The organism is Bradyrhizobium sp. CCBAU 45384 (assembly GCF_028128665.1).
Lineage (GTDB): Bacteria > Pseudomonadota > Alphaproteobacteria > Rhizobiales > Xanthobacteraceae > Bradyrhizobium > Bradyrhizobium manausense.
On sequence record NZ_LBIZ01000087.1, the window covers coordinates 1 to 24,800 of the forward strand.

Here is a 24,800-nt window from a genome sequence, read left to right on the forward strand (position 1 = left end):
GAGCGTAAACGCTCCGATGCCTTGCTGGCTAACATTCTTCCAGCCAAGGTCGCAGATCGATTGAAGGAACGGCCGGGCACGATCATCGCCGACTCTTATGCCGAAGCATCCATCCTATTTGCCGACATGGCAAGCTTCACGCTCCGTACAGCCGACACGACGCCGGAAGAACTTGTGAGCTTCTTGAACCGCGTATTTTCCCAACTCGATGGTCTGGTCGAACAGCACGAGCTGGAAAAGATCAAGACCTCCGGCGACGCCTACATGGTTGTTGGCGGAGTGCCCGCACGGAGACCTGATCACCTTCACGCGCTCGCCGGGTTAGCACTCGATATGCGCGAGGCTTTGGCAGGTCTCGTTGATGGAAAGGGTCGTGCGGTGCCGGTGCGGATTGGTGTTGCCACCGGTCCTGTTGTAGCCGGCGTGGTTGGTACGCGAAAGTTCTTCTACGACGTTTGGGGCGATGCCGTGAACGTGGCCTCGCGTATGGAGTCAACGGGTATTCCCGGCCAGATTCAAGTTACCGACAAAGCATACGAGGGCCTAAAGGACGACTTCAGCTTCGAGAGGCGCGGCCCAATCGATATCAAGGGAAAAGGCGAAATGCAGACGTGGTTCTTGATTGGCCGCAAAGCATCGGCTGGCGCCTTCGATCCGGTGGTCACGGCTTGACGCTTGTTGCTGCGACACGAGTGACGCAAAAGCAGAGATCGTGGCACCCCCGCTTCTGGCGGATCAGCGAAGTGGCGGCACCCCTCATCGAGGTCCGTCAACGATGCAGTCTCCGACACGACGCATCGTCGCGGTTGATGGCCTGGTCGGAGCCCGGCAGATAGGCCGAGATCGATCGCATCGAAATGCCATCGTACTGGGCGCGGGCCGAGTCGATCACGCCCTTGGTGGGCATGTAGAGGTCGGCGGTGACCATCGTGATGGCCTCGGGCGCGTAGGCCAGCGACTGATGCGATAGTCGGCTGGGATGACGACCGCCCCTGCTTCCTTGAGCCGCCATGCTCGCCCGCCATTCTCGCATAGCAGCACGGGAAGCCAAATTGATCGCCCGGGCGAGAGAGGCCCTCGCAAACTCCGAAGCACTGCTTCAACAGAGCGCCCCCTCGACGTTTGTTGGGAGAACAACAAAGCCTCCCCACAAATGAGAAGACGCTCCTGCTCCAGAAGCAAAAGCGAGCCAACGAGCTTCGAGCGATGGTGCGCCAGAACATTCTTGAGCAGCGCAAATTTCTTAGAAAGCTGCGGGCGCGGGCCAGGGGCAATGCTTGTCCTGGCGAGCGCCGAAATCTATCCAGAGATGCCTTATTCCTTGAACAGATACTTAATAAGAGCGGCAGCCGCGAGGATCAGCACGATCACCAGCAAAAGGCCGATCAAGCCCATGCCCCACATACCGGCGCCGCCCATCATGTCTTGCATCATGGCGCGTCACTCTCGCTCATAGAGAGCGTGATCCCGAAGCGCAGTCCTCTCATCTACCGTGCCGAACGACAGTCTTTGGGCCACCGCCATAAGCGTGGGATTTTTCGGTTCTGACGCCCTGCGCGTAGATGTCGCTTCGCGGCGCGTAAATATCAATTCCTTGCGCATAGATATCGCCACCGCTTTGCCGTGTCATGGGGGCAGACGATTTGGGGCCGCCTTGGTACTGCTGAGCCATGCTGGACACAGTCAAGAATGGCGTGACGAGTGCGACGGCAAGGACGTATTTGATAGTCATGATTTTCCTCCGGCACTTACTCCAAAGTGTTGCTGGCAGGTTACACCCCTGCTGCACTCATCTTCATCAAAGAGCTGTGAGCGTGCCTATTTTTTAGCCTCAGCGAACCGTCTTACCTGCCTGCCCTTGTGAAAGCGGGGCGCTCTTCAAAAGAAAACTAATTCAGATCACGCCTTTAGGTGACCGTTCTAAACGGCATCGGCTGGTGGCACGCGACTTGCGACGCGTGGCGCGGGATTGATCCGCTACTGCCGAGGAAAAGGACATGCGAGCGCACCTGATTGCTGCTGTTGTTTTGATGGCGCTAAGCGTTACATCGGCTTCCGCGACCGTAATTATCAGCGCCGACATCGGCGGTAAGATGCGGGACTATGCGACGCACTTCCGACATGTGCGCGACTCCGGTGAGTCCGTCATCATTACGGGCAAATGCGTTTCGGCCTGCACCATGGTGCTCGGATTAGTCCCGAGCGACCGAGTCTGCGCCACTCCTGATGCGGTGCTTGGTTTTCATGCGGCCTGGATGTTCGATGACTCCGGCAAACGCGTCGTCAGCGCATCCGGGACGCAAGAACTAATGACGACCTATCCAGCTCCGGTGCGCGCTTGGATCGCACGGCGCGGCGGGTTGACGACAAAAATGATGTACCTTCGAGGTCGCGATCTCGCCGCCATTGTTGCGCATTGCGATAGCTCACGCGTGGCATCTGCTTCACGCTCGAAGCGCTTCGGCGGCACTCAAATTGATGATACAAATTCGCCTCGCGCCAGTTTTGGCGCGCGCTGAATAATCGCACCGGCTTGCTTATCGGTTCTTGCTGCCTAAAGGGACCTGAGCAATAACCGGGTGTCCGCAGGCATCGGTTCATGTCTGCCTATGGCCCTCAGCCGAACAACGCTGAAACCATTGTATTGTCGGCTATCGGCGGCAGACCGGACCCGGGGCCCGTGCTCACTTCGACCGCTGCTTGTGACCCAACTCGGACATTCCGCTTAAAACACAAACCCCGCCAAAGCGGGGCCTCGACGCAAGCAAACCCGGTAGCTTGTCGGATTACCGTGCCCTCCGGTAGCTATTTGAAGCACATTGCTGCCGGATAACGGAGAAGCCCAGCTCTACGCCTTCGACCTGGTGGCGCCCGAGGGCGATGATCTGCGCGAGCTGCCGCTGTTCGAGCGCAAGGCGCGGGCCTAGGACCATCGTCGAATTTGCTCCTTTGACATTGTTAGAAGCCTCGCGTCCAATCGCTTTATGACGTGCCAGCACCGCGGCATTGGAGCAACAGTCTCACGGCACTTTGCACCAGCGCACGATTGTTAATTTGCGTCGTCTGCACGATTCAGGCCTGCTCTCTCTACAACCCAAACACAATATAGGGGACGGCGAGGATGAACGTACGGGCGGGGGTCACTGTTGCGTTGTTGCTGATTCCCTTGGGGTCCGAAGCCTTCGCTTCGCGACACCACAGACCCACGGCGCGCATCTCTTGCAGCGAGGTCAGATACTACGTCGCGAAATATTCGGCGTCAGTGGCTGAGATGTACGCCCGTAATCACGGCGCTACCGATGCACAGATCGAACGAGCAAGACGTTGCTTGGCCTCAAACGAGACCGCGGAAACGGAGCGACGAGGCGCTTATACCGATTGAGATGGTAGATCGGCTCCTGGACGTTGAACTGGGCAAATGGCTCTCAGCGCCCCTCGAACATCCTTCCACGGTGCCCGGCACCTGATACGGACGTTAGCGCGTCACCCTCGCGAGAGGCGCGGTGCTGTCCGTGCCAGCGATCCTAGCTTTGAGATTCGTCGAGGTCGGTGAAGACGTCGGCTTGGCGGAGTTCGTTGGCTACCATGGGCGGCTATCAAGGTGGAGATCGTTGGCTCGCACACCAACGCGCTGAACTGCCTCGAGCACCGACCTAACTCGCGGCAGTTGTGAACGGCACGGCTTCGTCGATGAGCTGAACAAACGCCGCAGCTTTCAGCCTCTGCTGGGTTGAACGCCACCACGCGGAGAACCTTGTCGTATCGGCCAGAAAGGAGATTGCCACCAGCGTGGAATGGATGGCGCCTTCGTCCGCCTCCAGAACGCCGCCCATCTCGAAACTCCTCCAGGACCAAGAAGCGCGCCCGGCACATAGGAACACTTGCGTTAGTATGGAGTCGTAGAGGCGCAATCGATCTTGTGTTGCTCGTGAATCGAACCATGGAAAAAGCGATTGCTATGCGATCTCAGCACTCCTTGTAGGCTTTGGTGCCCAGATACTCATCGCTGGTATTTCCTCAAGCTCGCCGATCTCGACGCGGCGGTCGCCCCGCCATGGCTGGGCTGCTGGCATTTCGGAGGAGGAGGCGATCGCGCGCCTGTTCGTGCTCAACCAAGAACGGACAGCAGCACAAGCTGCCGCCTTGTTGCCGACGAAAGGTCCATAGCTCGCCCGAATTGGTTAGCGGACTGTTAATTGGAATTCGGCAGCCTTGCGGTCAGCGCTGCCCCAACACCCCCCAAGCCGAGGTAGCGCAAGCGATGGCCGGCGGTGATGACCGCCGGCCATCGTGCTCGTAACAGAGACCTCGTCCTTGTTCCCCTCGGGTTGTCCACACCCACGACCGACAGTGGTACGGGATTGGTACGAGGCCCAATGAATTGACAATTTACGAGTGGCACCCATTCGCTTTGATGGCGGCATGCCCGCCCTCACCTGCCGCCGAAGCAGGGACGATCCTCATTGCGAAACGTGGCTGATCTATTTCGGCGACGTCAGGGTTGGCGTGAGCGGCCTCCGCGCTGGCCTTCCCAATTCGGCCCCGCGATGGGGATGGTCCTGCGGTTTCTATCCGGCATTGACCCGGGTGATCATCGGAATGGTATCGCCGAAACCTTCGACGGCGCCCGCGCCGGCTTCCAAGCCGCCTGGGATGAGTTGGCTGCTACTCGCACCGAAGCCGATTACGAGGCTTGGCGCCGCCAGCGCGATTGGACTGTATGGAAGAACCGAATGCATGATCTAACGTTGCCGCTTCCCACACAACGGCGGAAGGGATTGCGCGCTGCTTCTGCGGCGAGGTAGCTAAAAACCGCATACTGGACGCGCACGTTCGTACCGCTCACAGCCTGCCCGCCGCTGGCCTGGTGGTCAGCGCGGCCGTAGCCGGACTTGCAGATACGCACTCGCCCGCAGTGGCCGCAGCTGCACTTGCGGCTTCAGGCAAAATCAACTCCTCGGACGCTGTCGCTCCCGTTCTCGCGGCGCTGTCGACCAATACTCTCAGCAAGATCGTCGTCGGCTGGGTCAGCGGCGGGCGCTCCTTCGCGCTGCGGCTGATCCCGGGCCTCGTCCTGGTCATCGCTGCCGCATGGGCTGGCGCCTGTTTGGTCTCTATCTCTTGATGGCGCAGCGCGGCTATCGGTCACGACCGACCCAGGCATTTGGTCCGCGGTTGGGGAAGTCCGCTCTTACACCTGCCGTTCGATCCCCGCGCGGCGAAGCCTGCGCTCACTGCTGCGGGACCAAGCTCCTGGTCCCCCGCATGAACGCCATCATCTCTTCTGGAGTGAGCTTTCCATCCTTGTTGCTGTCCATCGCCTTGAAAATTCGTTCGTGCGCGACCTGAAACTCCGGCAATGAGACGGTCCCGTCGCCATCGGCATCCATTAGCGCGAAGATGATCCGAAACATGGGCGGTGAGCCCATCGCCTCGCCGCCCATCATTGTATGCCCTTTCATCCCGCGCCCCATAATGTCCATCATATCTCCCCCGTGCATCGTGCCCTGCCGCTCTGTGCCTTGATTTGCAGGAGGATTCGTCTGCGGGGATGCGGTTGTCTGGTCCTGGCCGGGATGATGGGCCTCGTGGTCGGCGGCCGATTGAGCGAAAGCAGGATGGCTCAGACTGGCGAGTAGCAGGGCTGCAGCAATGGTTCGGTTTCGCATGATGTTTCTCCGGCTTTGGTGCGCCGTAACAACCTGTCGAAGGCCTCCGAGTTCGCGTTGAGCCAAGTCAAAATGGCGGCTTTGGCGAAAGAAGCTCTTCTCCCTGCAATCAGTTCCGCGCTGACGCGATCAGGCGAGGAAGGTCAATTCTGATCTTGTACCGCTGCGGTCCTGGCGATTGGAGATCGTGACCCGAGCGCCGATCTTCGCCGCCGCCAGGTTGACGATGGCCAGGCCGAGCCCGCTTCCAACCGGGCTTCTCAACCTTCCGCGGAAGAAGCGGTTGCCGAGCTTGTCGAGCTCGTCGCTGGGGATGCCGGGCCCCTCATCCTCTACCGAGATTGCGCACGATCCTGCCGACCAAAGGATGCGCCCATCGCGCGTGTGCTGGACCGCGTTTTCATGCAGGTTGCGCAATGCGAGCTGAAGGCATTCGGCGTTGGTGGTGAGCACCATCGCGCAAATACCATCGTTGATCGTGACGGTCGTTCCCTGGTGTTTCGCAGTCTCGCCGACGATCTCCTCCGGGAGCGGCCCGGCCGTGCCGGTCGCAAGATTTTTCTTGATCTCCCGATGCACCCGTCGTGCACACGCCACCGTCTAACAAGTTGAAGAACCTGGACTCTCGATCCAATCCATCATTGGGCAGCAGCGTCTCTTGTAGGTCGCCCCCTGCTGATGGTCTGTCAGACCTTACTCACACGACGAACCACTGATTGCCGCACGACGCCCCTCCACCGCGCGGTGTCGGCTGTTGCTCGAAGCAAATGCCGTTCGAAAAATTAGATGCTCAAACGGTTTTGCTGGCTAAGGCATTGATTTGGTGGGCGCACCAGGGCTCGAACCTGGGACCCGCTGATTAAGAGACACGCTAAGACCATTGATTTCTCGAGCGAATTTTTCCAACTGAGCCAAAATCCGATCATTAGAGATCAATGGCTTACAGCGGAAAATCCAACCACAAGAACGCGTCGTGGTTGGCAGATCGAGACATCGGAACCGTCGGGGGGTTCGAGTCACTGGAGCCCTAGCGCCTTCCTGCATGCCAAGCGAATTAGGTATATAGTCCGATCTCCATCATCGTAGCGCTACATTGAAAGCTGAGCTGCGCTCTCGGCACCGACCAGACGACTTCAAACGCGTCGTCAGCTCGCCTTCTCTTTCACATATCGGCCGGGCGCCGCTTCGCCGGGGAGATAGAGATTATTGCCGAGCTGGGTGCGCGCTTCCACTTTGTCCTGTACCCATGGCGCCAACCAGGCGATCCAGTCGTTCCACCAGCTTCCCGGCCTTTCCTGCGCGCCGGCAAGCCATGCCGCTGGATCTTCGCACCGTTTGTCCGAAAGCCAATAGCTTCTCTTGTTTTTCGCCGGCGGATTGATCACGCCTGCGATATGGCCGCTTGCCCCCAGTACGAAACGAACATCGCCGCTGAACAGCCCGGTGGTGCGATATGCGGATCGCCACGGCACGATGTGATCCTCCATGGTCGCAAGGACGTAGGCCGGCAGGTCGACCCGACCGAGATCCACGGGGACCCCACACATCGTCAGCCTGTTCGGCTCCCGAAGGTTGTTCTCCAGGTACATGTTCCTGATGTACCAGCAATACATCGGACCAGGCAGATTGGTGACGTCCGCGTTCCAGAACAGAAGGTCGAAGCGCTCCGGCGGCTTTCCCTTGAGATAGTGATTGACCACGTTGGGCCAGATAAGCTCCTTTGAACGCAGCGTCTGGAACACGAAGCCGAGCTCGGCGCCACGGTAGATGCCTCCGCGCCCGATCGTCTCCTCGCGGAGGCGGACGCTCTCCTCGTCCACGAACACACCGAGGTCACCCGGCTCCCGGAAATCGAGCATTGTCGTCAGCAACGTCACGCTCGCGACCGTTTCATCGCCGCGCGTGCGCAACAGCGCGAGCGCCGAAGACAGAATAGTGCCTCCCACGCACCAGCCGACGACGTTGACTTTGTCTGCGCCGGAAATCGATCGCGCGATCTCAATGGCCCGCATGGCGCCATGCTCGACATAGTCATCCCAGCCAAGGTGACCACATGACGCATCCGGGTTTCGCCACGACACCATGAACACCGTCTGACCGTGTTCGATTGCAAAGCGGACGAAGGAGTTCGACGGCTGAAGATCGAGAATATAGAACTTGTTGATACAGGGCGGGACGATCAGCAGCGGCCGCGCCGCCACCTGCTCCGTCGCCGGTTCATATTGGATGAGCTGAAACAGTTCGTTCTCGAACACGATCGCGCCCCTCGAAGTCGCGACGTCCTTACCGACCTCAAATGCCTGCTCATCGGTGATCGTCAAATTGCCACGGCCGAGATCGGCCATCAGATTGCCGAGGCCCGTTGTCAGGCTTTGGCCCTCCGTCTCGGTCGCGAGCTTGATGGCATCGGGGTTGGTGGCGACGAAATTGGTCGGGCTCATCGCCTCGACAAACTGCCGCGTGAAAAACCGCAGGCGATGCTTTTCCTTCTCGTCCAGGTCGAGCGATTCGACCATCTCGACGCAATAGCGTGAATTCAGCAGATAGCATTGCTTCAAGAGACGATAGAGGGCGTTGTCGCGCCATTCCGTGGCGTTGAATCTCCGATCGCCGCGTGCAGGCTCGACCGCGCCCTCGCTCTCGACGCCTGCACCCGCCGTGAGGACGTGCTCCGCGAGCGCATAAAAGCGCCTCAGGTGGTCGACCTGGAGCTCGGCCAGACGTGCCGTCGAATCCATCGCCGAGCTCGCGTCCGCGCCGCCGGAAAATGCGGATGCTGCCCCCAGCGATCGCCACAGGCTGGCACCGGCCTTCACGAAGGCATCGACGAACTCGTCAGGCATGTTGAATGGTCGGCTCATGTCACCCTCACTCCAAAAACGTCGCGCTTCCGGCTCCGGGGCCGCGTCTGTCCGGCGGCCTTCACGGTGGTCGGGGGACGTCAACGGGACGTCCCGCCGGCGTTCATGTCCGATCACGGTCCTGCGCGGAGATTCGAACCTTCCCTGATGCCGTCGACGTTCACCCCAAGACGCTTGATCTTGTCGTACAAGGTTTGCTTGGGGACACCGAGGAGCGCGGCGGTTGCCTGGACGTCGCCCTGCTTACGGCGCAATGCATCCTCGATGATCGATCGTTCGATGTTCTCGAGTTGGCGCGGCAGCGATATGTCCGAACCGCCAAGGCCGGACTTGTTGATGGTTTTGCCATCGAGCACGCCCAGCACGAAACGGTCCGCAACGTTGCGAAGCTCCCGTACGTTTCCCGGCCACGAATAGGCCAGCAGGGCAGATGTCGTCTGCTCATCGAGGATCGGCGCGTCGCGCTCGAACCGCCGGGCGGCCTCCAGCGTGAAGTGTTCGAACAGCAGCGGGATGTCTTCGCGCCGCTCGCGCAGCGGCGGCAGCTCGATGAAGGCGACGCCGAGGCGATAATAGAGATCCGCGCGAAACAGCCGCTTCTCGCTCAATTCCAGCAAATTCGTCTTGCTCGCCGCCACGACGCGGCAGTCGACCGAGATCTGCTTGTTCGAGCCGACGCGCTCGATCGAGCGATCCTGGAGCGACCTCAAGAGCTTCACCTGCACGCTGAGCGGCATGCTCTCGATCTCGTCGAGGAAGAGCGTCCCGCCATTGGCATATTCGATCTTGCCGATGCGCTGACGCGTGGCGCCGGTGAATGCGCCGATTTCGTGCCCGAACAGTTCGCTTTCGACCAGCGATTCCGGCAAGCCGCCGCAATTCACCGGGACGTAATTGCCGCCGCGGCGTCCGCTGTGGTTGTGAAGGCAGCGCGCGACCACATCCTTGCCAGTGCCGGTCTCGCCATAGATCGTGACATCCACGTTTGTGGCGGCCAAGGTTGATACGAGCCTGCGCACCTCCTGGATCTGCGGCGACCGACCGAGCAGGCTCGCCTCGATGCCCTGGCGGTCGGCGAGCGCGGATCGCAGCGAGCGCACCTCCAGGGTCAGCCGCCGCTTCTCGACCGCTCGGCGCACCACGGATACGAGCTGCTCCGACGAGCACGGCTTCTCGATGAAGTCGTAGGCTCCATTTCGCATCGCCTGAACGGCCATCGAAATATCGCCGTGCCCCGTGATCAGGATCACCGGGAGATCCTGATCCAGCCGGCGCAGATCGGTCAACCAGTCAAGCCCGCTCTTGCCGCGCAGGCGAACGTCGCAGACGACGATGAACGGCTTGTCCGATCGGACGGCCGCATCGGCGGCCTCGACCGAGGCGAAGGCCGAGACGGCAAAGCCGGCAAGCTCGAGGGCCTGGACGCCGCCGATCCGGACGTCGTCGTCGTCCTCGACGTAGATCACGCCGATCGACTGCTCATCGCTCATGGCAAGTTTCCCGCTGAATCAGCCAGTGGAAGAAGCACGACAAATTCGGCGCCGCTCGGCGCGAGATTTCGCGCCTGCAGCTCGCCTCCAAATGAGCGCGCAATATGATTGGACAGCATCAGGCCGAGACCGAGGCCCTTGCCGGCCGGCTTCGTCGTCACGAAGGGCTCGAACATGTGTTGGACAACCTCCGGAGCGATCGGAGGTCCGCTGTTGCTGATGGCGATGCGGGCACGGGCACTCTGCCCCTCCTCTCTGCCCGCCCGGATCGAGATCGACTTCTGCTCAACCCCCTCGAGGGCATCCAGTGCGTTCGCCAGGATGTTGCACAGGAGCTGCTCCAGCCGGATCTGATCGGCGACAACGCGGAGGCCGGGCTCGGTGCTCGTCGAGATTTCGACGCTGTTTTCCTTGATCCGCGCCGCGACGATGGTGAGGGATTCCGCCAAGGCGTGCTCCACGGACACGGCCCCGAGAGGACTGTTCGACTTGTAGGCGAAGACCCGGAGCTGTCCGGTCAGGCGGCCGAGCCTGCGTACGAGCTCGCCGATCCGGGTGAGATTGCCGCGGGCATCGTCGACCTTGCCGCGATCGACGAGCAGGATCGCGTTGTCGGCCGCGGTCTGCAAAGCGGCCAGCGGCTGGTTCAACTCGTGCACGATGCCGGCCGACATCTGGCCGAGCGCCGCCAGCTTGCCGGCGTGGACGAGTTCGTCTTGTGCGGATCGTAGCTCGGCGGTCCTCTCCTGCACCCTGATCTCGAGACTATCGTTCGCGGCTTGCAGCGCCGCCTGGTTGGCGAGCCGCTGCTTGATGACCCTCCTGCGTTGCTCGAGCAGCCCCAACGCGAGCAAGGCCGCGACGCTGGCAAGCCCCGAGAAGCCCGCGATGGCGATGGCCGTCTGCCGCATCGGCCTCTCGTCGCCGAGAAGGACGAGCCGCCACTGGTTACCGTTCAACCAGCGCTCGTCGATGCTGTAGGTCGAGCCATCCTCGGCCGAAACGCGGCCGCCGCCCGGCAAGTAGGTCCATCCGAGCGGCTTGAGCGAGGAGTTTCCATAGGGCTTGGACCGGACAATGTCATCGCGAGCTTCAGGCGACAACGCCGCGATCGGACGAAACCGCCAATCGTCTTTCGAGGCGAGGATCGTGACGCCGCGTCCGTCGACCAGGACCAGGTCGTTGGCCCTGTCGCTCCATTCCCGCTCGAAGGACTCGAGATTCACTTTGACGACGGCAACGCCTCGCGTCAGTCCACCCTGTTTCAGCGCGTAGGACAAATAGTAACCTGCCCGGGCGCTGGTGATGCCGACTCCAAAGAACGCACCGCGCCCGCCGGCAAGAGCTTCGCTCATATAGGGACGATACGACAGGTTCATGCCAACCGGCGTGCCCGGCTGGTCGAAATCGGCCGCGGCGAGCGCCTCTCCGGAAACCGACAGGACGTAGAGGTTGTCCGCCCCGGCAAGCAGGTTGATCGATTTCAGATACAGGCTGACCGCGTGCTGCAGTGCGGGATCGATGGGGTCTCCGAGCAGACGAAGGACGTCAGACGATGTCTCGAGCAGCGACGGCAAGTACTCGAATCGAGAGAGATGACCGTCCAGGCGAGCCACCTCAACGGCCAGCCTTTGCTGCGCGGCGGCGTGCAACTCGCCCAGCCCGCGGTAGAAGGCGCTTGCATAGCCAAGCCACGATGCGGCCACGACCAGCACGAGAGCCATTGCGCCGCGAACAAGCCAACGCGCCGAATGGGGAGCCACCGAGCCGACTTCGGGACGTTCCCTTGTGTTCACCAGGGATGGAAGGTCCGTCATCTCATGAACCAAACAGATCCGAGGCGTGTCGGCCGCGATCAACGCTCCCTCACGCATAGTTCAACTCTATGGTCTTGCCCCGGAATACGCGATAGGAAAATCCTGTATAGGCGACGATGACCGGAACCGTCACGCACACCCCGATCAGGATGACCTTGAGCGATTCAGGACTGCTGGCAGCCTGCCAGACCGTGAGCCTGTCGATCACGACGAACGGGTAGATGCTGTAGCTGAGACCCAGGAAGCTCAGGAAGAAGACCAGCACCAGGAGAGCGAAGGGCAGCCAGCAGAGGCTGCTCCGCACCACCGCAGAGCCGAGCAGGAGGCGCACGGCGAGCAGCGCGATCCCCGCCGTGATCGGGATCGATGCGACCGCGATCAACGCAGGCAGGGTAAACCATCTGACGCGAACGGTCTCGCTGATCCAGGGCGTCGCCATCGAGATCAGGATCAGGCCCAGGACCATCGGCGGCCAGGCGATCTTGCTCCACCCGATTGCCTTTTCCTGGAGCTTGCCGTCCGTCTTCATCACCAGCCAGGTGGCACCGAGCAACGCATAGGCCATCGGCAACGCGATTGCGATCGCGCCGGCAAAGATCGGATAGTTCCAGCCTTCGCCGAAGCCGCTGATGTAGCGGCCGAGCATCCATCCCTGACACACCGACGCCAGCATCGACCCCGCGATGAACAGCCGATCCCACATCGGCTTTCGATCCGCCTTGCCCTTGACCCTGAAATCGAAGGCTGCACCGCGAAGGATCAGGCCCACCAGCATGAGGGTGGTCGGCAGGTACAGTTCAGACAGGACCAGGCCGTGCGCCTTCGGGAAGGCAACCAGAAGAAGTCCGACGCCGAGAACGAGCCACGTCTCATTCGCATCCCAGAACGGACCGATGGAGGCGACCATGGTGTCGCGCTCCTCAGGGCTCGCCCTGTGCATCAACATGCCGACGCCGAGGTCGTAACCGTCGCTCACGACATAGACCAGCAGCGACGTCCCCATCAGCCCGATGAAGATGAGCGGCAGCACTTCATCGAAGGACATCGTCGTCATGCGTATTCTCCGCTGCCCTGATACTGCTCCGGATCATCCGTCAGGCTCACCGGACTGATCGCATCCAGTTTCTTGTCCGATGTTTCCGACATGTATTTCAACACGCCGACATAGGCCGCGAGCAACGCAACATAGAGCGCGATATACACGCCAAGCGTCAGGCCAATGCTCGACGATGGGACGCGCGAGGCGACTTCGCTGGTCCGAACCAGGCCAGACACGATGAAGGGCTGGCGCCCGATCTCCGTGACGTACCAACCGGCGACCGTCGCAATCCAGCCGGCAAAGGTCGTCGCCGCGAACAGCTTGAGCATCGCTCGCGGCATCCGGCCGACCTCCCAACCGTCGCGCCAATGCTTCCAAAGCCCGCTCCAGCTCACCAGCAGCATCAGGATGCCCATTCCCACCATGATCCGGAACGCCAGGAACAACGGCAGGACGGGCGGATGAGCCGATGGAAACTCGTTCAGCCCCCGGATCTCTCCTCCCGCGTCGTGGCGCAGGATCAGGCTTGCGAGCTTCGGCACCCCCAACTCGAAATCGTTCGATCGCGTTGCGCTGTTCGGGATGGCGAACAGAAGGAGCGGCGCTCCGCGCGTCGTCTCCCAGATCGCCTCGACCGCGGCGATCTTCTGCGGCTGATGCTCCAGCGTATTGAGGCCATGAAGATCGCCGGCCACCATCTGCGCCGGCGCGGCGAGCGCAGCCAGCACCAAGGCGCTCCGCAGCACGCGCGAGGCGCTGCTGCCTGAGACGCCCTTCAGGATCTGCCAGGCGCTGATCCCGATCAGCAGGAATGCGCATGTCAGTGACGATGCAAGCACCATATGAACGAAGCGGTAGGGAAACGACGGATTGAAGACGATATCGAGCCAGCTCCGAGCGTGAAATTCGCCGTTGACGATCTCGTAACCCGCGGGCGTCTGCATCCATGAATTGAGAGCGAGGATCCAGAATGCGCTCAAGAGCGTGCCGAGCGCGACGAGACAGGTCGAGGCAAGGTGGATCATCTCGCCGACCCGCCGGTGGCCGAACAGCATCACGCCGAGAAAGCCGGCCTCGAGAAAGAACGCGGTCAGCACCTCGTAACCAAGCAGGGGGCCTGCGATATTGCCGACGCGTTCCATATAGCCCGGCCAATTGGTGCCGAACTGGAAGCTCATGGTGACGCCGCTCACGACACCGAGCGCAAATGTCAGGGCGAATATCTTGGTCCACAGGCGGTAGGCTTTGAGCCAGTCCCGCTTCGCTTGCGAATCGCGAGCGCGCAGATGTTTCAGCCGAAAGAACAGCAGAACCCAGCCCAACGCGATCGAGATCGACGGAAACAGGATGTGGAACGTGATGTTTGCGGCGAACTGCACGCGCGCAAGGACCACAGCGTCCATTAGCATCCCTCCCCATTCGATACCGTCGTCGCGTAGTTGCGTAGCGGAGGAGCCTTCCGCCGTCACGAGCGATCAATGAAGCTTCACGTGCGGCTCAGTCCGCCGCGTGATCAGACGGGCGAGCGTGTCCAGTGTCACCTTCACCGCTCCGTGCAGCGCATATTCATGCATCTTGTAGAGCGACAGGTACATCATCCTGGCGAAGATGCCCTCGAAGACGAGATTGCCGCCGACCAGCGCGCCCATCATCGAACCGACCGTCGAGAACTCGCCGAGCGACACCAGCGACCCGAAGTCCCTGTAGCGGTAGGACTTGAGCGGCTCGCCCCGCAACAATCGAGGAATTTGCGAATAGAGATGCGAGGCCTGCTGATGCGCCGCCTGCGCGCGGGGCGGGACATTGCCGCGCTCGCCCCATGAACAGGCCGAGCAGTCGCCGATCGCGAAGATGTTGTCATCACGGGTCGTTTGCAGCGTGGGACGCACGACGAGCTGGTTGATGCGGTTGGTTTCGAGGTCGGCGATGTCTTTCAGGACGTCGGGCGCCTTGACCCCTGCGGCCCAGACGATCAGCTCGGCCGGGATGGTACGGCCATCCGCGAGGTTGACGCGGTCCGCTTCGACGCCTGAGACCTTCGCGCCGACCAGCACGTCGACGCCCAGCCTGACCAGCAGCTTTTCCGTCTCCTTCGAAACACGCTCGGGCAGCGCCGGCAGAACCCGCTCGGCAGCTTCGATCAGCGTGATCCTGATGTCCTTCTGGGGATCGACCTGGTCGAGCCCATAGGCCACGACTTCGCGGGTCGTCCGGTGGAGCTCAGCCGCAAGCTCGACACCGGTCGCGCCGGCCCCGATGATCGCGACCTTCAATTGGTGCTCGCCAAGCGGCGAAGACTGCGCATGCGCGCGGATGCATGCATTCACCATGCGCTCGTGGAACCGCTTGGCATCGGCCTGCGATTCGAGCTTGATCGCATGGTCGACGACGCCTGACGTGCCGAAGTCGTTGTTCTGGCTTCCGATGGCGACAACGAGAACCTCGTAATCGAATGTGCGCTTGGGCGTGACCTCCCGTCCCTCGACATCGAAGTACGGCGCCACCAGCACCTGGCGCCGCTCACGATCGATCCCGATCAGGTCGCCGATGCGGTAGCGGAAACCGTGCCAATATGACTGCGCGAGGTAATCGACCTCGTGCGCCGCGATATCCATGCTCCCGGCCGCGATCTCGTGGAGCTTCGGCTTCCACACATGCGTGCGGTTCCGCTCGATCAGGGTGACGTCGAGCGTCCCCTTTCGACCATATTTGTCGCCGAGACGGGTCGCGAGCTCCAATCCCCCGGCTCCGCCTCCGACGATCACGACCCGGGGCTTGCCCGGCTGGGGATTACTCATGGATAGCCTCGACCGATCGCCCTCACAGCTCGCCAACCGCCTATTCGTCGATCAATCCCTGTCCGAAACCGCATCCGCGATGGCAACCGCAGCCATGTTCACGATACGGCGCACGGTGGAGGACGGCGTCAGAATGTGAGCAGGCCTGGCCGCGCCGAGCAGAATGCCGCCCACGGTCAGTCCCTGCCCCGCAGCCATTCGCAAGAGATTGTAGGAGATGTTGGCCGCGTCGAGATTTGGCATCACAAGGATGTTCGCAGGTCCCTCGAATCCGGAGTTTGGAAACTCGTGGTCGAGCACGGTCTGCGACAGCGCCGCGTCGCCGCGCATCTCGCCTTCCACCACCAGATCGGGCGAGCGGTCGCGAACGATGGCGCGCGCCTCCCGCATCTTGCGCGCCTCCGGAATCGGCGAGCTGCCAAAGCTCGAATGCGACAGCAACGCCACCCTCGGCGTGATGCCGAAGCGCCTGACTTCCGCTGCCGCCAGCAGGGCAATATCGGCGATCTGCTCGGCCGTCGGCTCGAGATTGCAATGGGTATCGCAGATGAAGAGCTGATGCTGCTGGAGGATGAGCATCTGCATCACCGCGAGCGTCCGCACGCCGTCCCGGAGCCCGATCACGTTGCGGATTGCGGCCAGATGATCCGCGGTCCTGCCGATGACGCCGCACAGCATCGCATCGCCCGTCCCCCGCTCGAGCAGGATCGAGGCCAGCACCGTCGCATTGCTCCGCGTCTCCGAGAGGGCGAGCGCCGCCGAAACGCCGTCGCGCTTCGCCTTCGCGTGATAGATCTCGGCGCTTTTGGAATAGACCTGCGCATCGTGCGGATCGATGATTTCGCAGTCCTTGCCAGGCTCGAGCCGCAGGCCAAAGGCCTTGATGTGGTCTTCGATCGTCGCGGGACGGCCGAGCAGCAGCGGCCTGGCGATCCTCTCATCGACGATGACTTGCGCCGCGCGTAGCACGCGCTCATCTTCGCCTTCTGCCAGGATGAGAGACTTTCCGCTGCCCTTGGCGGCTGAGAACACCGGCTGCATGGCATTGCCGGAGTGATAGACGAACCGGCCAAGCTGCTGGCGGTAAGCTTCCATGTCGGTGATCGGACGCCGCGCGACGCCCGTGTCCGCGGCAGCCTTGGCCACCGCAGGTGCAATCATCTCGATGAGACGCGGGTCGAACGGCTTGGGAATGAGATAGTCGCGGCCGAACCGAAGCCCTTCGCCCTTGTAGGCCGCGGCAACCACCTCGGGCACCTCGGCCATGGCGAGGTCCGCAAGCGCGCGGACCGTGGCGAGCTTCATCTCCTCGTTGATGGTCGTCGCGCCACAGTCGAGCGCGCCCCGGAAAATGAACGGAAAACAGAGGACGTTGTTGATCTGGTTGGGATAGTCCGAGCGCCCGGTGCCAATGATGGCGTCGGGGCGAACCGCCAGCGCGTCCTCCGGCATAATTTCGGGGACCGGGTTGGCCATCGCGAAGATCAGCGCATCGCGCGCCATCTTCTTGACCATGTCGGGCGTGAGCACGTTGCCGGCCGACAAGCCGAGAAAGATGTCGGCGCCCTCGATGATGTCGTCGAGCTTCCGCGCGTCCGTCTTGACGGCATAGCGCGCCTTGTTGTCGTCCATGCTCTCGGTGCGGCCGGCATAGACCACGCCTTTCGCATCGCTCACGATGATTCGATTGCGCCGCAATCCGAGACTGACGATCAGATCGAGACATGCAAGCGCGGCCGCGCCGGCGCCGGAGCAGACGAGCTTGACGTCCGCGATGTCCTTCTTCACCAGCTTCAGCCCGTTGAGGATCGCCGCCGCCGCGATGATGGCGGTCCCGTGCTGATCATCGTGAAAGACCGGGATATTCATGCGCTCCCGGAGCTTTCGCTCGATGTAGAAGCACTCGGGCGCCTTGATGTCCTCCAGGTTGATGCCGCCGAAGGTCGGCTCCATCCTGGCGATGGTCTCAATCAGCGCGTCCGGGTCGTTCTCCGCGAGCTCGATATCGAACACGTCGATTCCGGCAAACTTCTTGAACAGGCACGCCTTGCCTTCCATGACCGGCTTGGCGGCGAGCGCACCGATGTTTCCCAAGCCGAGCACGGCGGTGCCGTTGGTGACGACCGCGACGAGGTTGCTGCGCGCCGTCAGCACGTCCGCCTGCAACGCGTCCTTGGCGATGACCAGGCAAGGCTCCGCCACGCCGGGCGAATAGGCCAGCGCCAGGTCGCGCTGCGTCGCCATCGCCTTGGTCGGAACGACGGAGATCTTCCCCGGCTTCGGCAGACGATGATATTCGAGTGCGGCGTCTCTCAGTTCCTCGTCCATCGTGATCCTCGACTTGTTGCCCTCATACGCGGGGTCGGCACTGCCGACCCCTCCTCTGCTCCCGAGCGCCCGGCTCAGATCATGTTCTGGCCGCCGTTGGCGGAAATGGTCGAGCCGGTGATGAACCCAGCATCGTCGGATGCCAGGAACGCCACGACCCGTGCGATCTCCTGCGGTTCACCCAAACGACCGACCGGAATCAGCGGCAGGATGTTCTTGGCGACGATCTCCGGGTTGATCGCCTTCACCATGTCGGTGGCGATGTAGCCGGGGCAGATCGCGTTGACCGTGATGCCCGCGCGCGCGCCTTCCAGGGCAAGCGCCTTGACGAAGCCGATGTCGCCCGCCTTGGCCGCCGAATAGTTGACCTGGCCCATCTGGCCCTTCTGGCCGTTGATCGACGAGATGCAGATCACCCGGCCGAACTCGCGCTCGCGCATTCCGTCCCACACCGGCCGCGTCATGTTGAAGAGCGAATTGAGGTTGGTTTTGATGACGGCGTACCACTGGTCCGGCGTCATTTTGTGGAACATGCCGTCCTTGGTGATGCCCGCATTATTGACCAGCACATCCACCGGGCCCAGATCGGCTTCGACCTGCTTGAGGCCGGCAACGCAGGCCTCGTAGTTCGAGACGTCCCACTTGTAGACCTTGATGCCGGTCTCGCTCTTGAACTTCGCCGCCGCTTCGTCGTTACCGGCATAGCTGGCGGCGACCTTGTAGCCGGCCGACTTGAGCGCAACCGAGATGGCCTCTCCGATGCCGCGCGTCCCGCCGGTCACCACTGCAACTCTGGACATGATCTCCTCCTGATCGTGATCGGTTTGTCGTATGGCTCTCGCGAGCCGCTCTTGCGAACGACCGGTCGGTCCGCGCCTCAGCGCTCGACCGTCAGAGCGACTCCCATGCCGCCGCCGATGCACAGCGTGGCAAGACCCTTCTTGGCGTTGCGCTTCTGCATCTCGAACAGCAGCGTCGTCAGGACACGTGCGCCGGATGCACCGATCGGATGGCCGATGGCGATCGCGCCGCCGTTCACGTTCACGATCGACGGATCCCAGCCCATGTCCTTGTTGACGGCGATCGCCTGCGCGGCAAAGGCTTCGTTGGCTTCGACGAGATCGAGATCGCCGACTTTCCAGCCGGCCTTCTCGAGCGCCTTGCGGGATGCGGGAATCGGGCCCGAGCCCATCACGGCCGGATCAACGCCCGCGGTCGCCCAGGACACGATCTTCGCGAGCGGCGTGAGGCCGCGCTTCTCGGCTTCGTCAGCACTCATCAGGACAAGCGCGGCCGCGCCGTCGTTGATCCCGGAGGCATTCCCGGCGGTGACGGTGCCCTCCTTGTTGAAGGCGGGCTTCAGCTTGCCAAGCGCCTCGACGGTGGTGCCGGGGCGGATGTATTCATCCTGATCGACGACGACATCTCCCTTGCGGGTCTTGACGGTAACGGGGACGATCTCGTCCTTGAACCTGCCCGCCTTCTGCGCGTCCTCGGCCTTGTTCTGCGACTTGGTGGCGAACGTGTCCTGCTCGTCGCGGGTGATCTGCCATTTCGCGGCAATGTTCTCCGCCGTCACGCCCATGTGATAGCCGTGGAAGGCATCCATCAAGCCGTCCTTCAGCATCGAGTCGATGAACTTGACGTCGCCCATCTTGGTGCCGGTCCGCATATGGGACAAATGCGGCGCCATCGACATCGACTCCATGCCGCCGGCGACGATGACCTTCGCATCGCCATTGGCGATTTGCTGGAGTCCGAGCGCCACCGACCGCAGGCCCGAACCGCAGAGCTGATTCATGCCCCAGGCGGTCTTCTCCTTCGGGATGCCGGCCGCCATCGCCGCCTGGCGCGCGGGATTCTGCCCCTCACCGCCGGACAGAACCTGACCCAGGATGACTTCATCCACCTCTTCAGGGGACACTTTGGCCCGTTCGAGCGCGGCCTTGATCGCCACGGCGCCGAGCTCATGCGCGATTATCGCGCCGAATGCTCCGTTGAAAGAACCGACCGGCGTCCGCGCTGCGGAGACGATTACCACGTCCGTCATGACCCACTCCCCTATGTTTTGTTGATGGCAGCCCGGTGATCCGCAGAGATCACCAACCCTGCGCTCCTAACCTGTCGTTACCGCAACCTCGAGATCAGCCGGATCGACGTTCCGATCCAGGGCAATACGAAGCTTGTCCCGATCGAGCTCGCCCTCCCACCATGCGACCACGACGCATGCCACGCCGTTGCCGCAGAGATTGGTCAAGGCGCGGCATTCGCTCATGAACTTGTCGATGCCGAGCACGATCGCCATGCCGGGCAGCAGCTCGGGCCGGACCGCAGCGAGCGTACCGGCAAGGGTGATGAAACCAGCGCCGGTGATCCCCGAGGCGCCCTTCGACGTCAGCATGGCAACGATCAGGATCGTCATCTGCTCGCCAAAGGTCAGATCCACATTCATCGCCTGGGCGATGAAGAGCGTTGCCAGCGTCATGTAGATGTTGGTGCCATCGAGGTTGAACGAGTAGCCGGTCGGAACGACCAGCCCCACCACGGACTTGGAGCAGCCGAGGATCTCGAGCTTCTCCATGAGCTGCGGCAGCGCGCTTTCGGAGGACGAGGTGCCGAGCACGATCAGCAATTCGTCTTTGATGTACTTGAGGAATTTGAAGATCGAGAAGCCGGCAATGCGCGCGATGATGCCGAGGCCGACGACGACGAACAGCAGCGACGTGAGATAAAACGTCGCGATCAGGCCCGCGAGATTGCCGAGCGCCTGAGGTCCGTAGCGGCCGATGGTGAAGGCCATCGCACCGAAGGCGCCGATGGGCGCGACCTTCACGACGATTGCAATCACGCCGAACATGGCGTGAGCGACATCGTCGACGAACGCACGCACCGTGTGCGCCCGCTCGCCGAGACCCATCAGGGCGAAGCCGAACAGAATCGCGAACAGCAGGACCTGGAGGATTTCGCCCTGCGCAAACGCTCCCACGACCGTGTCGGGAATGATGTGCAGCACGAAGTCCACCGACTTCATTTCGCTCGCCTGCTTGGCGTAACCGGCGACCGCCGCGGCATTCGACTGGCCCTGGAAGCCGGCGCCTGGGCGCAGCACGTTGGCGACGATCAACCCGAGCGCCAGCGCGAAGGTCGACACGATCTCGAAATAGACGAGCGATTTGACCGCCACGCGCCCGACCTTCTTCACCTCCGAGATGTGCGCGATTCCGGAGACCACGGTGCAGAAGATGATGGGCGCGATGGCCATCTTGATGAGCTTGACGAAGCCGTCGCCCATCGCCTTGATCCAGTCGTTCTTGGCGAGATCCGGCCAGAGCCAGCCAACCATGACGCCCAGCACGATCGCCGCGAGCACCTGCAGATAAAGGATGCGGTAAAACGGCTTCTTCTGCGTCGCGCTCGTCGTTGCAGACATGTATCTCTCCCTGATCTCGCTGTCTTCCGGGCCGGCAGGCGATGTTTATTTCTTCTTCTGCGGCGGCAGATCGGTGCAATGTCCGTCGAAAACCTCGGCGGCCATACCGATGGACTCCCCGAGGGTCGGATGCGGATGAATGGTCTTGCCGATATCGGCCGGCTCACAGCCCATCTCGATCGCGAGACAAATCTCGCTGATGAGGTCACCGGCGTGCGTTCCAACGATCCCGCCGCCGATCACGCGATGGGTGGCGGTATCGAACAGGAGCTTGGTGAAGCCTTCGTCGCGGCCGTTGGCGATGGCCCGGCCAGAGGCCGCCCACGGGAACACTGCCTTGCCGAACTTGATGCCCTCGGCCTTGCACTGATCCTCGGTCTTGCCGGCCCAGGCGACCTCGGGATCGGTGTAGGCGACGGACGGAATCTGCCGCGCATCGAAATGGGATTTTTCGCCGTGGGCGACTTCCGCCGCGACATGGCCCTCATGCACGGCCTTGTGCGCCAGCATCGGCTGCCCGACGACGTCGCCGATCGCAAAGATGTGCGCCAGGTTGGTGCGCATCTGCTTGTCGACGTCGATGAAGCCGCGATCCGTCACCGCGACACCCGCCTTCTCGGCGCCGATCTTCTTGCCATTCGGGCTGCGGCCAACCGCCACCAGAACGAAGTCATAGAGCTGCGGCCCGGACGGCGCCTGCTCACCCTCGAAGCTAACCTCGATTCCGGCATCGGTCACCTTGGCGCCCACCGTCTTGGTCTTCAGCATCACCTTGCCGAAACGGTGCGCGTTCATCTTGTCCCAGACCTTGACCAGGTCGCGGTCGGCGCCCTGCATCAGGCCGTCCAGCATTTCGACGACATCGATGCTGGCGCCGAGCGTCGAATAGACGGTCGCCATTTCGAGCCCGATGATGCCGCCGCCGACCACCAGCATACGCTTGGGGATCGACTTGAGCTGGAGCGCGCCGGTCGAATCGACGATGCGGGGATCTTCAGGGAAGAACGGCAGCTTCACGGCCTGGCTGCCCGCGGCGATGATCGCCTTGGCGAACTTGATCGTCTTCTTGCCACCGGCGGCGACCACCTCGAGATGATGCGGGTCCAGGAAGCTGCCGACACCCGTCACGACTTCGACCTTGCGCGCCTTCGCCATGCCGCCAAGGCCACCGGTCAGCTTCTTGATCACGCCGTCCTTGAAGTCGCGCAGCTTGTCGAGGTTGATCTGCGGGGCGCCGAAGGAGACGCCATGATCGGGCAGATGCTTGACCTCATCGATCACCGACGCCGTATGCAAGAGCGCCTTGCTCGGGATGCAGCCGACATTGAGGCAGACCCCGCCAAGCGTGTCGTAGCGCTCGACCAGCACGGTCTTCATGCCGAGATCGGCCGCGCGGAAGGCGGCGGAGTAGCCGCCAGGACCGGCACCCAGCACCAGCATGTCGCATTCGAGATCCGCCTTGCCCGAATAGGATGATGCTGTCGGCGCCGCGGCCGGTGGCGGAGCGGCTTTGGCCAAAGCTACGGGTGCGGGCTTGGGTGCGGCGGCCTCTCCCGCGGCTTCCAGCACGAGGATAAGCGTCCCCTCGCTGACCTTGTCGCCGACCTTGACCTTGACCTCCTTGACCACGCCCGCATGCGAGGACGGAATCTCCATCGAGGCCTTGTCGGATTCGACCATGATCAGGCTGGTGTCGACCGCAACGGTCTCGCCCGCCTTCACCATGACTTCGATCACCGCAACGTCCTTGAAGTCGCCGATGTCCGGGACCTTGGCTTCGACCTGCTGAGCCATGCTGCCTCTCCCCGATCTCAGAACAGCACGCGCCGCAGATCGGCGAGCACGTTGGCGAAATGGACGTTGAAGCGCGCGGCCGCCGCGCCGTCGATGACGCGGTGATCCCATGACAGCGACAGCGGCAGGGTCAGACGCGACGTCCAGGTCTTGCCGTCAGCCGAATGCTGCTTCCAGTAGCCCTTGCACACGCCCATGATCGCGACTTCGGGCGCGTTGATGATCGGCGTGAAATAGATGCCGCCGATGCCGCCGAGTGAGGAAATCGAGAACGTTCCGCCCTGCATCTGGTCCGGCTTGATCTTGCCTTCGCGCGCAAGCTTGGCGAGCGCGTTCATCTCATTCGCGATCTCCGGCACCGATTTCTTGTCGGCATCGCGGATCACAGGAACCATCAGGCCGTTGGGCGTGTCCGCGGCAAATCCGATGTGCCAGTAGTTCTTGTAGACGAGCGTGTCGCCGTCGAGACTGGCGTTGAATTCGGGAAACTTCTTCAGCGCCGCGACGGCCGCCTTCACCATGAACGGCAGGAGCGAGAGCTTCACGCCGCTCTTCTCCAGTTCCTTGTTCATCTTCACCCGGAATTGTTCGAGGTCGGTGATATCGGCCTCGTCATGGGTCGTGACGTGCGGGATGACGACCCAGTTGCGGTGCAGGTTGGCGGCCGAAATCTTCTTGATGCGGCCGAGGTCCTTGCGCTCGACCGGACCGAACTTGGCAAAATCGACCTTGGGCCAGGGCAGAAGGTCGATGCCGCCGACGCCGCCTCCGCCGCTTGCGGCCGAGGCTTGCGGCTTGGCGGGTGCGGCTCCACCTTTGCTGAAGGCTTCGACGTCCTCGCGCAGGATGCGACCGTGATTGCCCGAGCCCTTGACCTTGCCGAGATCAACGCCCATTTCGCGCGCAAGCTTGCGGACCGCAGGGCCAGCATAGGCAACTGCGAAAGCCTTCTCATCGACTGCGCCGGCTTGTGCCGCGACGGGCGCCGGCGCAGCGAATGCCGGCGCTGGGGAGCTTGCCGCGCCAGCTGCATCGCTGGTCGCCAGCACGAGGATGATCGAGCCTTCGCTGACCTTGTCGCCGGTCTTGACCTTGACTTCACGGACCGTGCCCGACAGCGGCGCCGGCACTTCCATCGTCGCCTTGTCCGACTCCAGCGCGATCAGGGGATCTTCCGCTTTCACGCTATCGCCCGGCTTGACGAAGATCTCGATGACAGGAACGTCCTTGAAGTCGCCAATATCGGGGACGCGCACCTCTGCGACGCCAGCGGGCGCGCTGACGGGCGAAGGCGGCGCGCTGACGACCGGCCGCGCATCGGACTGCTCCGCGCCGGCCCCTTCGAATTGCACGATCACCGCGCCTTCGCTGACCTTGTCGCCGACCTTGACGACGACCGACTTCACCACGCCCTCGCGCGGCGACGGCACTTCCATCGTAGCCTTGTCGGACTCCAGGGAGATCAGGGCGTCCTCGGCCTTCACCTTGTCGCCCGGCTTGACGAATATCTCAATCACCGGGACGTCCTTGAAATCGCCGATATCTGGAACCTTGACGTCGATCACACCGCTCAT

The 24,800-nt window shown here is 62.2% G+C and carries 20 protein-coding genes; 3 read left to right on the forward strand and 17 right to left on the reverse strand.

Annotation, left to right across the window (positions count from 1 at the left end; genetic code table 11):
- On the forward strand, positions 1–672 hold a 672-nt coding region (locus XH80_RS06180; protein ID WP_271597792.1), incomplete at its 5' end, for an adenylate/guanylate cyclase domain-containing protein.
- Positions 673–769: 97 nt separating this feature from the next.
- Here XH80_RS06180 and XH80_RS06185 read toward each other — a convergent pair.
- The gene (locus XH80_RS06185; RefSeq protein ID WP_271597793.1) at positions 770–1,012 is read right to left on the reverse strand and encodes a hypothetical protein; all 243 of its coding nucleotides are present in this window, start codon (positions 1,010–1,012) and stop codon (positions 770–772) included.
- Positions 1,013–1,483: 471 nt separating this feature from the next.
- The gene (locus XH80_RS06190) at positions 1,484–1,732 is read right to left on the reverse strand and encodes a hypothetical protein (protein WP_271597794.1); all 249 of its coding nucleotides are present in this window, start codon (positions 1,730–1,732) and stop codon (positions 1,484–1,486) included.
- A 265-nt stretch (positions 1,733–1,997) separates the two neighbouring features.
- On the opposite strand from XH80_RS06190, the gene XH80_RS06195 reads away from it, so the two are divergent.
- Positions 1,998–2,519 carry a hypothetical protein gene (locus tag XH80_RS06195; RefSeq protein WP_271597795.1) on the forward strand — a complete coding sequence of 174 codons (522 nt, stop codon included), beginning with the start codon at positions 1,998–2,000 and terminating at the stop codon, positions 2,517–2,519.
- 1,134 nt (positions 2,520–3,653) lie between these two features.
- On the opposite strand, the gene XH80_RS06205 is transcribed toward XH80_RS06195, so the two are convergent.
- Positions 3,654–3,833, reverse strand: coding sequence for a hypothetical protein (locus XH80_RS06205; protein ID WP_271597797.1), 180 nt, complete (start codon positions 3,831–3,833; stop codon positions 3,654–3,656).
- A gap of 1,031 nt (positions 3,834–4,864) precedes the next feature.
- On the opposite strand from XH80_RS06205, the gene XH80_RS06210 reads away from it, so the two are divergent.
- On the forward strand, positions 4,865–5,125 hold the full coding sequence (locus XH80_RS06210; protein ID WP_333968658.1) for a DUF4010 domain-containing protein: 261 nt from the start codon (positions 4,865–4,867) through the stop codon (positions 5,123–5,125).
- Positions 5,126–5,231: 106 nt separating this feature from the next.
- On the opposite strand, the gene XH80_RS06215 is transcribed toward XH80_RS06210, so the two are convergent.
- The 14 genes from XH80_RS06215 to XH80_RS06280 all read right to left on the reverse strand — a co-directional run bounded on the left by XH80_RS06215 (position 5,232) and on the right by XH80_RS06280 (position 24,800).
- Entirely contained in the window at positions 5,232–5,669 is a 438-nt protein-coding gene (locus XH80_RS06215; RefSeq protein ID WP_271597799.1) for an EF-hand domain-containing protein, read from the reverse strand.
- Between the two features lie 129 nt (positions 5,670–5,798).
- The gene (locus tag XH80_RS06220) at positions 5,799–6,248 is read right to left on the reverse strand and encodes a sensor histidine kinase (protein ID WP_271597800.1); all 450 of its coding nucleotides are present in this window, start codon (positions 6,246–6,248) and stop codon (positions 5,799–5,801) included.
- Positions 6,249–6,814: 566 nt separating this feature from the next.
- Entirely contained in the window at positions 6,815–8,530 is a 1,716-nt protein-coding gene (gene phaC / locus XH80_RS06225) for a class I poly(R)-hydroxyalkanoic acid synthase (protein WP_271597801.1), read from the reverse strand.
- 113 nt (positions 8,531–8,643) lie between these two features.
- On the reverse strand, positions 8,644–10,020 hold the full coding sequence (locus XH80_RS06230) for a sigma-54-dependent transcriptional regulator (protein WP_271597802.1): 1,377 nt from the start codon (positions 10,018–10,020) through the stop codon (positions 8,644–8,646).
- Positions 10,017–11,837, reverse strand: coding sequence for a sensor histidine kinase (locus XH80_RS06235; protein ID WP_271597803.1), 1,821 nt, complete (start codon positions 11,835–11,837; stop codon positions 10,017–10,019). Before XH80_RS06235 ends, XH80_RS06230 begins: the two co-directional genes overlap by 4 nt.
- Before the next feature lie 49 nt (positions 11,838–11,886).
- Positions 11,887–12,891 carry a cytochrome d ubiquinol oxidase subunit II gene (locus XH80_RS06240; RefSeq protein ID WP_271597804.1) on the reverse strand — a complete coding sequence of 335 codons (1,005 nt, stop codon included), beginning with the start codon at positions 12,889–12,891 and terminating at the stop codon, positions 11,887–11,889.
- Positions 12,888–14,279: a cytochrome ubiquinol oxidase subunit I gene (locus tag XH80_RS06245; protein WP_271597805.1), complete on the reverse strand. Its 1,392-nt coding sequence runs from the start codon at positions 14,277–14,279 to the stop codon at positions 12,888–12,890. The genes XH80_RS06240 and XH80_RS06245 overlap by 4 nt, the downstream gene beginning before the upstream one ends.
- A gap of 72 nt (positions 14,280–14,351) precedes the next feature.
- The gene (locus XH80_RS06250; RefSeq protein WP_271597806.1) at positions 14,352–15,674 is read right to left on the reverse strand and encodes an NAD(P)/FAD-dependent oxidoreductase; all 1,323 of its coding nucleotides are present in this window, start codon (positions 15,672–15,674) and stop codon (positions 14,352–14,354) included.
- Positions 15,675–15,725: 51 nt separating this feature from the next.
- Complete coding sequence (locus XH80_RS06255) at positions 15,726–18,002, reverse strand: NADP-dependent malic enzyme (RefSeq protein WP_271597807.1); 2,277 nt, start codon at positions 18,000–18,002, stop codon at positions 15,726–15,728.
- A 74-nt stretch (positions 18,003–18,076) separates the two neighbouring features.
- Positions 18,077–18,802, reverse strand: a complete 726-nt coding sequence (phbB, locus tag XH80_RS06260) for an acetoacetyl-CoA reductase (protein WP_271597808.1) — start codon at positions 18,800–18,802, stop codon at positions 18,077–18,079.
- A gap of 77 nt (positions 18,803–18,879) precedes the next feature.
- Complete coding sequence (locus XH80_RS06265) at positions 18,880–20,052, reverse strand: acetyl-CoA C-acetyltransferase (RefSeq protein WP_271597809.1); 1,173 nt, start codon at positions 20,050–20,052, stop codon at positions 18,880–18,882.
- 66 nt (positions 20,053–20,118) lie between these two features.
- Entirely contained in the window at positions 20,119–21,432 is a 1,314-nt protein-coding gene (locus XH80_RS06270) for a dicarboxylate/amino acid:cation symporter (RefSeq protein ID WP_271597810.1), read from the reverse strand.
- A gap of 45 nt (positions 21,433–21,477) precedes the next feature.
- A complete protein-coding gene (gene lpdA / locus XH80_RS06275; RefSeq protein ID WP_271597811.1) occupies positions 21,478–23,226 on the reverse strand; it encodes a dihydrolipoyl dehydrogenase in 1,749 nt (582 codons plus the stop codon).
- A gap of 17 nt (positions 23,227–23,243) precedes the next feature.
- Positions 23,244–24,800, reverse strand: a complete 1,557-nt coding sequence (locus XH80_RS06280) for a dihydrolipoyllysine-residue acetyltransferase (RefSeq protein ID WP_271597812.1) — start codon at positions 24,798–24,800, stop codon at positions 23,244–23,246.

Bases quoted from the DNA above. Each gene is read 5' to 3' on its own strand.
- phaC (WP_271597801.1), bottom strand. From the start codon at position 8,530: ATGAGCCGACCATTCAACATGCCTGACGAGTTCGTCGATGCCTTCGTG.
- lpdA (WP_271597811.1), bottom strand. From the start codon at position 23,226: ATGGCTCAGCAGGTCGAAGCCAAGGTCCCGGACATCGGCGACTTCAAG.
- XH80_RS06230 (WP_271597802.1), bottom strand. From the start codon at position 10,020: ATGAGCGATGAGCAGTCGATCGGCGTGATCTACGTCGAGGACGACGAC.
- XH80_RS06255 (WP_271597807.1), bottom strand. From the start codon at position 18,002: ATGGACGAGGAACTGAGAGACGCCGCACTCGAATATCATCGTCTGCCG.
- XH80_RS06240 (WP_271597804.1), bottom strand. From the start codon at position 12,891: ATGACGACGATGTCCTTCGATGAAGTGCTGCCGCTCATCTTCATCGGG.
- XH80_RS06245 (WP_271597805.1), bottom strand. From the start codon at position 14,279: ATGGACGCTGTGGTCCTTGCGCGCGTGCAGTTCGCCGCAAACATCACG.
- XH80_RS06190 (WP_271597794.1), bottom strand. From the start codon at position 1,732: ATGACTATCAAATACGTCCTTGCCGTCGCACTCGTCACGCCATTCTTG.
- XH80_RS06185 (WP_271597793.1), bottom strand. From the start codon at position 1,012: ATGGCGGCTCAAGGAAGCAGGGGCGGTCGTCATCCCAGCCGACTATCG.
- XH80_RS06270 (WP_271597810.1), bottom strand. From the start codon at position 21,432: ATGTCTGCAACGACGAGCGCGACGCAGAAGAAGCCGTTTTACCGCATC.
- XH80_RS06215 (WP_271597799.1), bottom strand. From the start codon at position 5,669: ATGCGAAACCGAACCATTGCTGCAGCCCTGCTACTCGCCAGTCTGAGC.
- XH80_RS06250 (WP_271597806.1), bottom strand. From the start codon at position 15,674: ATGAGTAATCCCCAGCCGGGCAAGCCCCGGGTCGTGATCGTCGGAGGC.
- phbB (WP_271597808.1), bottom strand. From the start codon at position 18,802: ATGTCCAGAGTTGCAGTGGTGACCGGCGGGACGCGCGGCATCGGAGAG.
- XH80_RS06235 (WP_271597803.1), bottom strand. From the start codon at position 11,837: ATGACGGACCTTCCATCCCTGGTGAACACAAGGGAACGTCCCGAAGTC.
- XH80_RS06280 (WP_271597812.1), bottom strand. From the start codon at position 24,800: ATGAGCGGTGTGATCGACGTCAAGGTTCCAGATATCGGCGATTTCAAG.
- XH80_RS06205 (WP_271597797.1), bottom strand. From the start codon at position 3,833: ATGGGCGGCGTTCTGGAGGCGGACGAAGGCGCCATCCATTCCACGCTG.
- XH80_RS06195 (WP_271597795.1), top strand. From the start codon at position 1,998: ATGCGAGCGCACCTGATTGCTGCTGTTGTTTTGATGGCGCTAAGCGTT.
- XH80_RS06265 (WP_271597809.1), bottom strand. From the start codon at position 20,052: ATGACGGACGTGGTAATCGTCTCCGCAGCGCGGACGCCGGTCGGTTCT.